Origin of the sequence: Kitasatospora sp. NPDC059973 (assembly GCF_042737525.1) — a bacterium.
GTDB lineage: Bacteria > Actinomycetota > Actinomycetes > Streptomycetales > Streptomycetaceae > Kitasatospora.
In genome coordinates this window covers 26,015-36,882 of sequence record NZ_JBHWUI010000085.1, presented here as the reverse complement: position 1 = coordinate 36,882, position 10,868 = coordinate 26,015, and the positions used below count along the sequence as shown (strand labels likewise).

11 protein-coding genes are annotated in these 10,868 nt (G+C 73.8%); 3 read left to right on the top strand and 8 right to left on the bottom strand.

Annotation, left to right across the window (positions count from 1 at the left end; all coding sequences use genetic code 11):
- The 3 genes from ACFWA9_RS22995 to ACFWA9_RS22985 form a co-directional block, all read right to left on the bottom strand.
- Window positions 1-868: S28 family serine protease (locus ACFWA9_RS22995; RefSeq protein WP_380389377.1), on the bottom strand; the 868-nt coding region annotated here is incomplete at its 3' end.
- Between the two features lie 141 nt (window positions 869-1,009).
- On the bottom strand, window positions 1,010-1,936 hold the full coding sequence (locus ACFWA9_RS22990) for a serine protease (RefSeq protein ID WP_380389375.1): 927 nt from the start codon (window positions 1,934-1,936) through the stop codon (window positions 1,010-1,012).
- Between the two features lie 290 nt (window positions 1,937-2,226).
- Complete coding sequence (locus ACFWA9_RS22985; RefSeq protein WP_380389374.1) at window positions 2,227-2,856, bottom strand: TetR family transcriptional regulator; 630 nt, start codon at window positions 2,854-2,856, stop codon at window positions 2,227-2,229.
- A 111-nt stretch (window positions 2,857-2,967) separates the two neighbouring features.
- Between ACFWA9_RS22985 and ACFWA9_RS22980 the strand changes: the two genes are divergently transcribed.
- The 3 genes from ACFWA9_RS22980 to ACFWA9_RS22970 all read left to right on the top strand — a co-directional run bounded on the left by ACFWA9_RS22980 (window position 2,968) and on the right by ACFWA9_RS22970 (window position 4,611).
- The gene (locus tag ACFWA9_RS22980) at window positions 2,968-3,123 is read left to right on the top strand and encodes a hypothetical protein (protein WP_329487454.1); all 156 of its coding nucleotides are present in this window, start codon (window positions 2,968-2,970) and stop codon (window positions 3,121-3,123) included.
- A gap of 41 nt (window positions 3,124-3,164) precedes the next feature.
- Window positions 3,165-3,452: a DUF4190 domain-containing protein gene (locus ACFWA9_RS22975; protein ID WP_380389372.1), complete on the top strand. Its 288-nt coding sequence runs from the start codon at window positions 3,165-3,167 to the stop codon at window positions 3,450-3,452.
- Window positions 3,453-3,732: 280 nt separating this feature from the next.
- Window positions 3,733-4,611, top strand: coding sequence for a metallophosphoesterase (locus ACFWA9_RS22970; RefSeq protein WP_329487456.1), 879 nt, complete (start codon window positions 3,733-3,735; stop codon window positions 4,609-4,611).
- 284 nt (window positions 4,612-4,895) lie between these two features.
- Here ACFWA9_RS22970 and ACFWA9_RS22965 read toward each other — a convergent pair whose 3' ends face one another.
- The 5 genes from ACFWA9_RS22965 to ACFWA9_RS22945 all read right to left on the bottom strand — a co-directional run bounded on the left by ACFWA9_RS22965 (window position 4,896) and on the right by ACFWA9_RS22945 (window position 10,676).
- The gene (locus ACFWA9_RS22965; protein WP_380389370.1) at window positions 4,896-7,487 is read right to left on the bottom strand and encodes an ABC transporter permease; all 2,592 of its coding nucleotides are present in this window, start codon (window positions 7,485-7,487) and stop codon (window positions 4,896-4,898) included.
- Window positions 7,484-8,239 carry an ABC transporter ATP-binding protein gene (locus ACFWA9_RS22960; RefSeq protein ID WP_329487458.1) on the bottom strand — a complete coding sequence of 252 codons (756 nt, stop codon included), beginning with the start codon at window positions 8,237-8,239 and terminating at the stop codon, window positions 7,484-7,486. Before ACFWA9_RS22960 ends, ACFWA9_RS22965 begins: the two co-directional genes overlap by 4 nt.
- The gene (locus ACFWA9_RS22955; protein ID WP_380389368.1) at window positions 8,236-8,514 is read right to left on the bottom strand and encodes an SHOCT domain-containing protein; all 279 of its coding nucleotides are present in this window, start codon (window positions 8,512-8,514) and stop codon (window positions 8,236-8,238) included. The genes ACFWA9_RS22960 and ACFWA9_RS22955 overlap by 4 nt, the downstream gene beginning before the upstream one ends.
- 288 nt (window positions 8,515-8,802) lie before the next feature.
- Window positions 8,803-9,480 carry a response regulator gene (locus ACFWA9_RS22950; protein WP_380389366.1) on the bottom strand — a complete coding sequence of 226 codons (678 nt, stop codon included), beginning with the start codon at window positions 9,478-9,480 and terminating at the stop codon, window positions 8,803-8,805.
- Window positions 9,477-10,676 (bottom strand): sensor histidine kinase, encoded by a 1,200-nt coding sequence (locus ACFWA9_RS22945; RefSeq protein WP_380389364.1) that lies wholly within the window; start codon window positions 10,674-10,676, stop codon window positions 9,477-9,479. The genes ACFWA9_RS22950 and ACFWA9_RS22945 overlap by 4 nt, the downstream gene beginning before the upstream one ends.
- Window positions 10,677-10,868: the final 192 nt, after the last annotated feature.

Below are 10,868 nucleotides of genomic sequence, written 5' to 3'. Positions count from 1 at the left end.
TGTACTGCCAGAACGCCCAGACGACGTCGAGCACGCCCGCCTCGTAGGCCCGGTCGGCGCTGCCCGTGGTGGCGAAGGTGGAGCCGGCCGCCGCGGTGTCGGCCACGTAGCGGGCCTCCAGGCGGTCGCGGCGGACGAGCAGCTCGCGCTGCGCGGCGGCGAGCGTGGCCCGGCACTCCGGGGTGCCCACGGTCCGGAAGAACTCGGTGTAGGCGGAGTCCTCGCGGTTGTCGACGTCGTTCGGCGCGACGTACGCGATGGTGCCGTCCACGTCGTCCGGGAAGAAGCGGCGGTGGTAGGTCGAGGACATACCGCCCTTGCTGGCCCCGGTCGACAGCCACGCGCGGTGGTAGACGCGCTTCAGCGCGGTGATGATCCGGTGCGAGTCGGTGGCGGCCTGCTCGATGCCGGCCTTCGTCCAGTCGGCCGGCTCCGGGCGGGACGGCGAGAAGTAGCGGTACTCGATCGAGACCTGGTTGCCGTCGGTCAGCCGGGTCGGCTCGGTGCGCGAGGGGTTGGTGCCGAGCGTGTAGCCGTTGGTGTAGAAGACGGTCGGGCGGTCGTACCCCCGGTGCAGCACGCTCAGCCGCTGCTGGAACGTGCCCAGCCAGGGGCGGAGGTGGTCGATCGGCTGGGTGTAGGTGAGCAGGAAGTAGCGGTGACCGGTGGTGGTCGGCTTCTCCTCGGTGACGGTCATCCCCGGGATCGCGGCCAGGCGGTCCTTGATGTCGGCCGCGGGGTTGTCCGCGGCCGAGACCGGGCCGGCCGACGCGTCGGCGCCGGCCGCCAGGGCGGGCGTCGCCAGACCGAGGCCGAGCAGCGGCATCAGCAGAACGGCGACCAGCAGCCTTCTGAGCTTGGTGGACATCAACTCTCCATCGGGTCAATGGAACTGTTCGACACTCTCCGGCAATCGGCGCCCGACTGCCGGACGATCGGCCGTCCGGGTAGACGGCCGAGTGGGCCACCCGCGGGATCGCGGATGGCCCACCGGGGAAAGATGTGCTGATCAGGGGCGCGGCAGGGTGCAGCCGGCCCGGGTGAGGTCGAGGCGGTTCCCGGCGGCGAAGCAGGCCGGGATGCCGTAGGTCTCCTGGGCGTAGTTGATGCCCTGGCGGACGGTTACCACACCGTTCTGGTCGACCTCGCACGGGTTGTTGTCCGTGCAGCGCTCGCCGTCCTCGTTACCCGTGTTGTTCACGGCGACGACCTGGCCGGTGCTGGTGTCGATCACCGGGGAGCCGGAGGTACCGCCGATCGTGTTGCAGCTGGAGGTGTAACGGACCGAGTCCTTCCAGGTCCAGGAGCCCTCCTTGAGCCGGTAGACGAAGCCGTCGACCGAGCACGAGTAGGTCTTCTTCCAGTACCCGGAGACGACCTTGATGGAGGTGCCCTGCACCGGGTGGCTCGCGGAGATGGTCAGCGGGGCGATGCCGTAGCTCGACTGGATCGCGGCATAGGTGGTGTTCAGCTGGTAGATCGACACGTCGGTGTCGGTCATCGTGCCGTAGACCACCTTGTTCGCGCGCAGCGTGGCGACCTTAGAGCCGGTGCCGTTGAGCAGCGAGAACGTGCGGCTGGAGGACTGGTTGACGACCACCTGGCCGGGGCCGGGGAACCCGGTCTCCAGGCAGTGGCCGTTGGAGAGGATGAGCGCCGGGTCCGTCGCGGTGGAGGCCGGGAGCCGGACGAGCGAACCGGAACAGTTGCTGAGCGCCACCGTCCCGGCGAAGTTCACGGCAGCCCGGGCCTGCTGGTCCTGGGACGAGGCCTGGAGCAGGGGGTCGGTCAGGGCCTGGGCGGCGACCTGTGCCTCGGCCGCGGGGGCGGTCCGCGCGTCCGCGGGCGACGAGGCGACGGCGGCGGGGGCGCCGGCCAGGGCGGTCGCCCCGGCGAACAGGAGCGCGGCGAACGTGCCTATGAGCGGCTTCTTCATGAGAGACCTCTCGTTGTGGGGGTGCACCAAAACTGGCGCGGACATGACGAGTTGTCAAGAGTCCATCACGAGGGGAGGTCAGACGGGGGGAGGCCTCGGGGGCTGGGGAGCGGGGCGGGGAGCAGGGCGCGGAGCGGAGCGGGGCGGGGAGCAGGGCGCGGAGCGGCGGGAGTGGGGCGCGACAGTGGGGGCGCGGGACCGAGCCCGGCGCGCGGGCGGTGCCGGGCGCGCAGCCAGAGCCGGGCGGCGCGCCCCGGGTGGGGCCGCGGCCCCGCCGGGCAGGGCGACCGTCAGCCGCCCTGCCAGTGGCGGCGACCGAGGCTGATCAGACGCAGCTGCAGCCGGGCGGTGGCGGCGATGTGCCGTTCGCGCGCCGGGTCGGCCTCCTGCGCCTCCAGGAGGGCGGCGGCCGTGGAGACCATGTGGTCGACGTACAGCTCGGCAAGCATCCGCAGATCCTCCTCACTCCACCCCTGCGACACCGGTTGGAGGGCGAGCGCCGCACCCACCTCCGTGGCGAAGCGCCCGAGTTCGACGTCGATCGCCTCCCGCACCTGCCGCACTCCCCCGTGCCGCTCGCGCGCCAGGAAGCGGACGTGCGGCCGGTGGTCACGCACATGCTGCTCGATGACGTCCACCGTCCGGTCGATCAGCTCGTCGGACCCGCCCGCACCGGCGAGCACGGAACGGATCATCACATGGAGGCTGGCGAGCGACTCCTCGACCAGGGCCACCCCGAGGGCGGCGAGGTCCGGGAAGTGCCGGTAGAAGGCGGCCGGCGAGAGCCCCGCCTCCCGGGTGACCTCGCGGACGCCGACGCTCGCGAGGTTCTGATCGGCCAGCAGGCGCAGCCCCGCGTCCAGCAACGCGCGCCGACTCTGCTGCTTCTGGGCCTGTCTGGCCCCAACGGTGTGACTCACGCCATTCAGTAAACAATCGTTTGCCGAAAATGGCCAGCCCGCGTAGAGTGGCAGAGGATTCAGCGAACACTTGTAAACCCAAGGCGGTGGAAGCCGCCGGAAGGGACCGCCATGATCCTGCTCACCGCCCTGGTCGCCATGGGCGTCCTCATCGGCGCCGCCGCGCACACCACGCTCCCGGTCTTCCTCACCGCCGCCGCTGCCATCGCCGCCTGGCTGCTCGCGTTCGGCGCCCGCGAGGGCATCGCCCGCCTGCGTCAGCGCTGACCCTCTCGCCACACCCCCGTCCCGGAAGGACACCCGCCGTCATGAACACCGCCACCGCCACCAGCACCGGCGCCGCTGTTCGGCGCCACCGCACCGCCGAGGCCGACAACCTGGCCGTCGCCTCCTTCCTGCTCGGCCTGCCGGGCCTGCTGCTCTTCAACATCGTTCTCGGCCCCCTGGCCATCACCCTCGGCACGCTCGCCCTCGTCCGGGGCACTCACCGCCGCGGGCGCGCCCTGCTCGGCATCGCCCTCGGCATCGCCGCGCTGGTCATCCTCGCCGTCACCACCGCCACCAGCCACGGCGTGCTCTGGCAGATCGGCGACTGACCTCGGCGCCGGTCACGCCGCCCTGGCGGCCCAGCGGCCCAGCGGCTCCGACGTCCTGGCGGCTCCGGCGTCCTGGCGGCCCCCTGGGCCCTCGAACGCCCTGGATGCCCTGGCCGCCCTGACCGCCCTGGCCTCTCCGGTCACTCTGGTCACTCCGATCACCCTCCTCCCAACGGCGGAACCGAGCCGCTCGAACGACTGATCCAGCCAACCTGCGGCGCGAAGCCCGTCCGTCCCCGTACTGTGGCGGCATCGGCCGGGTGACGACATGGGGGCTGGAGTGACGACCGAGTACCAGAGTGACGCGCAGTCGGGGCGGACGGGAGGCCCCGGACGGGCCGGCCGGCTGCTCGCCGTCAGCGATCTGCACGTCTCCTACCAGGAGAACCGCGACCTGGTGGCGAAGCTGCAACCCGACTCGCCCGACGACTGGCTGATCGTCGCCGGTGACATCGCCGAGATCAGCACCACCATCGAGTGGTCCCTGAGCCTGCTCGCCGAGCGCTTCGCCCGGGTCATCTGGGCTCCCGGCAACCACGAGCTCTGGACCCACCCCGACGACCCGGTGCAGCTGCGGGGTGTCGCCCGCTACGAGTACCTGGTGGACCTCTGCCGCCGACTCGGTGTCGTCACTCCCGAGGACCCGTACCCGGTCTGGGAAGGCGCCGGCGGACCGGTCGCCATCGCGCCGCTGTTCCTGCTGTACGACTACACCTTCCGGGCTCCCGGTACGACCACCAAGAAGGAGTCCCTGGAAGCCGCGTACAACAGCGGCGTGGTCTGCTCGGACGAGCGGATGCTCCACCCGGACCCGTTCCCCGACCGCGACTCCTGGTGCCGCGAGCGCGTTCGGCTCACCGAGAAGCGCCTGGCGGCCTGCGACCCGGAGCTGCCGCTGGTCCTGGTCAACCACTACCCGCTGGTCCGCCAGCCCACCGAGATCCTCTGGTACCCGGAGTTCGCTCAGTGGTGCGGCACCGAGCTGACGGCGGACTGGCACCGGCGCTTTAACACCGCCGCGATGATCTACGGGCACCTGCACATCCCTCGCGTGACCAACTACGACGGCGTCCGCTTCGAGGAGGTCTCGCTGGGCTACCCCCGCGAGTGGCGCCGCCGCGGCCTGCCGGATCCGCTGCTGCGTCAGGTGTTCCCCTAGCTCGACCGAGCGCCGGACCCGGCCGGGCTGGATCCGCCCGGCCGGGCACCGGGCCGACCCCGGCGCCCGCTGGACGGAACGCCGGCCGGGCCGGGGTGACCGAGCCGGCGCCGGCTCGGACCGGTGGCCGGCGGGCCAGGCGGGCCAGGTGGGCCGGATGGGCCGGATGGGCCCACGGCGTGTGACGCCCAGCCGGTTCACCCACCCTGCGCTCACCCGGCCACCGTCTCGACGGCCGTCACCTCGTCGTCCTGCCACCCCGCGCCTCCGCATTCCGCACCTCCTCATTCCGTCGCGATCGCCCTGAGGATGTCGAGCCGCGCCGCCCGGCCTGCCGGGCGCAGGCCCGCGACCGCGCCCGCCGCCAGTCCGGCCACCAGCACCACCGCGAGCTGTCCCGGCGGGATCGCGAACGAGCCCGTCCCGGCACTGTCCGAGGCCCGCACCAGCGCCCAGCCGAGGAACGCCCCGAGACCGAGCCCGCCGACCGTCCCGAAAGCCGCCACCAGGACGGACTCCCAGCGCACCATGCCCCGCAGCTGCGTCCTGGTCTGGCCGACCGCCCGGAGCAGCCCCAGCTCCCTGGTCCGCTCGTGCACGGCGAGGGTCAGGGTGTTGGCGATGCCGAGCAGGGCGATCAGCACCGCCAGGGCCAGCAGCGCGTAGACCACCGAGAGCATCATGTCGACCCCGCCGGCCGCGCTCGCCGCGTACTGCGCCCGGTCCTGCACCTGTGGGTTCCCGAAGGGGGCGGCGGCCTTCTCGACGGCGGCCCGGCCCGCAGCGAGCGGCACCGAACCCTTGAGCCCGACGGCGACCATGGTGTCCGCGTCCTGTCCGCGGTGCGGCGCCCAGGCCTGGCGGGTGATCAGGTAGTCCCCGGCCAGACCGCTCTCGTCGTACAGGGCGCGGATCGTGAAGGGGCCGCTCGCGCCGTCCGTGAAGGCGACGGTCACGCTCTGGCCGAGCTGCCAGCCGCGCTGCTCCGCCTCGCTGCGAGCCACCGCCAGGCCGTCGGTGCCGAGCGCGTCGAGGGCGCCGTCGACGCGGCCGAGGTCGACGATCCCGGCCAGTCGCGCCGGGTCGGTGACGTCCAGTACCCGCCCGTGACCGTCGATCCGCGCCACGCCCCGGCCGAGGCCCACCGTCTGCCGCACCTCCGGCAGTTGGGCGAGCGCGTCCGCCAGCTTGGGGCTAACCCCGCTGCCGCCCGCACCGAAGGAGGGCGCGGTGACGGCGAGGTCACCGGCGAAGGACGAGCTCACCGTGGAATCCAGGGTGGCCTTGACCGAGGCGCCGAACACCGTGAACAGCGTGACCACCGCGACGCCGATCATCAGGGCACTCGCCGTGGCCGCCGTGCGGCGCGGGTTGCGGGCCGCGTTGCGCCGGGCGAGCGTGCCGGAAACCCCGCGCAGCCGTGGCAGCGGCGCGCCCAGCGCCCGGACGGCGAGTGCCGCGGCGACCGGACCGAGCACCACCACGCCGGCCAGGACGGCCAGCCCACCCGCGGTGGTCAGGGCGACCGACGGCCCGTCCGTCGCGCCGAGAACGGTGACCGGGACACCCGCCGCGACCAGCAGCCCGCCGAGCCCGACCCGGGCCCTGCCGGACCACCCCTCGGCCGCCCGGTCCACTCCCGTCTCGCGCAGCGCCGCCAGCGGCGCGGTGCGCCCGGCCCGGACGGCGGGCAGGAGCGCCGAGCCCACCGCGACCAGCGTGCCCACGAGCAGTGGCAGGACGACCGCGGCCGTACTGATCACCATGCCGCCCGTCGGCAGCGAGAAGCCGAGTGCCGAGAACAGTGCCTTGAGCCCTGCGGCCACGCCGATCCCGGCGAGCAGCCCGCCGAGCGAGGCGAGCGCACCGACGACCAGCGCCTCCGCCAGGGTCGCCCCCAGCACTTGGCCCCGCACCGCCCCGAGCGCCCGCAGCAGGGCGTTCTCCCTCGTCCGCTGGGCGACCACGATCGCGAAGGTGTTGTGGATGGTGAAGGTCGCGACCAGCAGGGCGATCCCGGCGAAGACCAGCAGCAGGGTGGTGAACATCGTCAGGAACCGCCCCGAGACCATCGCGGTGCTCTCCTGGGTGGCCGCCGTACCGGTGATCGCCTCGACCCCGCCGGGCAGCTCCGGGGCGATCCTCCTCACCAGCTCCTGCTGGGAGATCCCGTCCGCCGCCCGGACCTGGATCGAGCCGGCCTGACCGGCGCCCTTGGGGGTGAGGTGGCGTTCGGCGTCGGCGAGGGTCAGTGCGGTGAAGGTACTCGGACCCATCCCGTCCGCGCTGTCCCCGAAGGTGGCGATGCCGACGACGGTGACGGTCACCGGGTCGGGGGTGCGCAGCACGGTGGTGGAGCCGACGTGCAGCCCGCCGGCCTTCGCCGCACCGCGGTTGACCACGGCCTCGCCGGGCGCCTGCGGCGGGTGTCCCTCGGCGAGCCGGTACGGGTTGAGCCGGCTGTCGGTGAGCCAGTTCCCGGCCAGGGTCGGCGGCCCCTGCCCGCCGACCGGCTTGCCGTCACTGCCGACCAGTTGGCCGGCGCCCTGGACCGACGCCTCGGCGGCGGCCACCCCGGGGACGGCCCGCAGCCGCTCGGTGAGCGCCGTGTCGACGGGTGCCCGGACACCTCCGGGTGTCCCGGGGGAGTCCAGGACGTCGGCACTGCGCACCACCACGTCGGTACCGGCGTTGGCGTCGGCGAACAGCGTGTCGAAGTTGGAGCGCAGGGTGTCGCCGAGCACCATCGTCCCGGCCAGGAAGGCGACCCCGAGCAGGATCGAGAGGAAGGTGCCGACCAGGCGCCGCTTGTGCGCTCCCAGGGAGCGCAGGCTGAGCCGGGCGGCGGCGGTCGCGGCGGCCGTCGTGGAACTCATGACCGCCCCCGTTCGAAGGCCTTCATCCGGTCCAGCACCCGGTCGGCGCTAGGCTGTTCCATCCGGTCGACCAGCCGGCCGTCGGCGAGGAACAGGGCCTGGTCGGCGTAGCCGGCCGCGGTCGGGTCGTGGGTGACCATGACGACGGCCTGCCCCATCTCGTCGACCGCCCGGCGCAGCAGGCCGAGCACCTCGCCGCCGGTGCGGGAGTCGAGGTTGCCGGTCGGCTCGTCGGCGAAGACCACCTGGGGCCGCCCGGCGAGCGCCCGGGCCACGGCGACGCGCTGCTGCTGGCCGCCGGAGAGTTCGCTCGGGCGGTGGTGCAGCCGGTCGCCGAGGCCGACGATGTCGATCAGCGCGTCCAGCCAGCCCCGGTCGGGTGCGGCGCCGGCCAGGTCGAGCGGAAGGGTGATGTTCTCCCGGACGGTCAGTGTGGGTACCAGGTTGAACGCCTGGAAGACGAAGCCGATCCGCTCCCGGCGCAGCAGGGTGAGGCGCCGGTCGCCGAGCGGGCCGAGCTCGGTACCGCCGATGTAGGCCCGGCCCGCGGTGAGGGTGTCGAGGCCCGCCGCGCAGTGCATCAGGGTGGACTTGCCCGAACCGGACGGCCCCATGATCGCGGTGAACCCCCCGGCCGGGAAGTCGACCGTGACGTGGTCCAGCGCCCGGACCACGGTGTCGCCGACGCCGTAGACCTTCACGGCGTCGACGACCCGCGCGGCGGTGTCGCGTACGACATCGAGTGTGCTCACTTCCCCGCGCCCCCTCGGCCCTGCTCGCGCCCGCGCCGGCTCTCAGTGAGGACGGCCCGCTTGGCGCGGTACTCCTCCGCGTCGATGGCGCCCTCGGCGTACCGGCGGCCGAGGACGGCCAGCGGGTGGTCCGCCCCGCCGCCGCAGCCGCGGCGCCAGACCGCCCGGCGCAGCACGACGATCACAAGGAACACCACGGCGGCCCAGGCGAGCGGGATCAGCAGGATCCAGGGGCCGGGCCAATGCCCGTCGTGGTCGGCCAGCAGCGTGTACATGGTGGTTCATCTCCTCGGCGGTGGGCTTCAGCCGCTTCGGGGTGCGTCCCGAAACACCTAGAGCGTCCCGCCGGGGAGCCTGCTTCCGCGTCCTCCGGGCAGCGGCCGTTGAAGTACTCCCGCGGGAGTACGGACGGCCCGGCAGCCGCGCGTGGGAAGTAGCGGACAGGCACGGGGAGGGGGTGTACGACGGGCCGGCCCCGGGCGTGCGGGACGGCCCAGGGCATACGAGCAGGCTCGGGCCGGGACGTCGTCCAGACCCGGGCCCCCACCCGCCGGAAGCCGTCCTCAGCCCAGCCAGCCGGGCCGGACCAGCCCCGACTCGTAGGCCAGCACGACGAGTTGCGCCCGGTCCCGCACACCGAGCTTCACCATCGCCCGGCTGACGTGCGTCTTGGCGGTCAGCGGGCTGACCACCAGTCGGCGGGCGATGTCCGCGTTGGACAGCCCCAGACCCACCAGCGCCAGCACCTCCCGCTCCCGCTCGGTGAGCGCCGAGACGTCCGAGAGCCCCGCCGGCGTCTGCTCCGGCGCCTTGGAGCGGGCGGCGAACTCGCCGATCAGACGGCGCGTCACCCCCGGCGAGAGCAGCGCGTCCCCCGCGGCCGCGACCCGGACGGCACGCAGCAGCTCGGCCGGCTCGGTGTCCTTGACCAGGAAGCCGGCCGCCCCCGATCGCAGGGCCTCGAAGACGTACTCGTCCAGCTCGAAGGTGGTCAGCACGACCACCCGCACCTCGGTCAGGGCCGGATCGGCGGCGATCCGCCGGGTCGCCGCCAGCCCGTCCGTGCGGGGCATCCGGATGTCCATCAGGACGACGTCCGGGCGAAGTTCGCGGGCGAGCCGGACGGCGGCGTCGCCGTCGTCCGCCTCACCGACCACCGTCAGGTCGTCCTGCTGGTCGAGCAGCGCCCGGAAGCCCGCCCGCACCAGCAACTGGTCGTCCGCCAGCAGTACCCGGATCACTCGTCCTCCGCCCCGGTCGTGGGCAGCGTCGCCCGGACCCGGAATCCGCCGCCGACCAGCGGTCCCGCCGCGATGGCGCCGCCGAACGCGGCGGCCCGCTCCCGCATGCCGATGAGCCCGCTGCCGGTGCCACCCGCGTCGCCGACCGCGGCCGGACCGGGGTCGTCGACCGTGACGACCAACGCGCTCGGGTCCGACCAGTCCAGACCGACCGTGGCCCGCCGGGCCACCGAGTGCCGGATCACGTTAGTCAACGCCTCCTGGACGATCCGGAACGCCGTGAGGTCGACGCCGGCGGCCGGTGCGCGCCGGTCACCCGTCTCGCGCACCTCGACGGCCAGCCCGGCCCGCTGCGCCTGCTCGGTCAGCTCGTCGAGCCGGGCCAGCCCGGGCGCCGGACCGCGCGGCGCGGCCGTACCCGGCCCGCGCAGCGTCCCCAGCACCTGGCGGACCTCGCCGAGGGCCTCCTTGCTGGTCGCCTTGATCGTCGTGAGCGCCGCACGGGCCTGCTCCGGCCTGCTGTCGATCAGTTCCAGCGCGACCCCGGCCTGGACCGTGATCAGCGACAGGCTGTGCGCCAGGATGTCGTGCAACTCGCGCGCCATCCGCAGCCGTTCCTCGTCGGCCCGGCGCTGCTCCTGCTGCTGGCGGTACTCCCGGTGGGCGGCGAGCTGCTCCCGCCGGAACCGGACGATCTCGGCCACCGACAGCACCAGCAGCAGCCAGGCCACCAGCCCGAGCTCCTGCCACCAGGCGATCTGCTGCTGCTCCGTGCGCAGCCAGTCGGCCGGCACCACGAAGGTGATCAGCACATGGGCGAGGTAGACCCCGCCGAGGCCCGCCCAGGCGGCCTGCCGGTGCCCGGAGGCGACCGCCACGCAGCAGGCGATCACCCAGCTGGCGAAGACCGGCCCGTACGGATAGCCGGCGGCCAGGTACAGCACCGTGACGGCCGAGCTCCCCGCCACCGCCGCCACCGGCCACCGGCGGCGCAGCACCAGCAACGCCGGCCCGAGGAGCAGCAGCAGGTAGCCGAACGGGTCCAGCTGGACCCGCCCGCTCTGGTGGCCGGCGGCTGCCGTGGACCCCACCACCTGCACCGCCGCGACGACCAGCGCGGTGGCGACCGGCCAGCCGGCCTTCGCCGCCCGCACCCACGGCGGGCGCCAGGGCTCGGCCCGCCCGCCCTCGGGCATGGCGGACCCCGGCCCGGGATGTTCTCCCGCCCCGGGGGGCATTCCCGACACGGGCGGCTCCTCCGACGACGACAGCCCGGGGTGCGCCCGCGACGGCTTGGGTGTACGCGGCGTCATGCCCGGAAGGCTAGACCCCGGGCCCGGCCCACCGCGTCACCCCGGGGTGGCGTTCGGGCGTACTCCCGCGGGAGT

Excerpts from the sequence above, each read along its gene's own strand:
- ACFWA9_RS22955 (WP_380389368.1), bottom strand. The coding sequence starts at position 8,514 with ATGTACACGCTGCTGGCCGACCACGACGGGCATTGGCCCGGCCCCTGG.
- ACFWA9_RS22965 (WP_380389370.1), bottom strand. The coding sequence starts at position 7,487 with ATGAGTTCCACGACGGCCGCCGCGACCGCCGCCGCCCGGCTCAGCCTG.
- ACFWA9_RS22990 (WP_380389375.1), bottom strand. The coding sequence starts at position 1,936 with ATGAAGAAGCCGCTCATAGGCACGTTCGCCGCGCTCCTGTTCGCCGGG.
- ACFWA9_RS22980 (WP_329487454.1), top strand. The coding sequence starts at position 2,968 with ATGATCCTGCTCACCGCCCTGGTCGCCATGGGCGTCCTCATCGGCGCC.
- ACFWA9_RS22945 (WP_380389364.1), bottom strand. The coding sequence starts at position 10,676 with ATGCCCGAGGGCGGGCGGGCCGAGCCCTGGCGCCCGCCGTGGGTGCGG.
- ACFWA9_RS22975 (WP_380389372.1), top strand. The coding sequence starts at position 3,165 with ATGAACACCGCCACCGCCACCAGCACCGGCGCCGCTGTTCGGCGCCAC.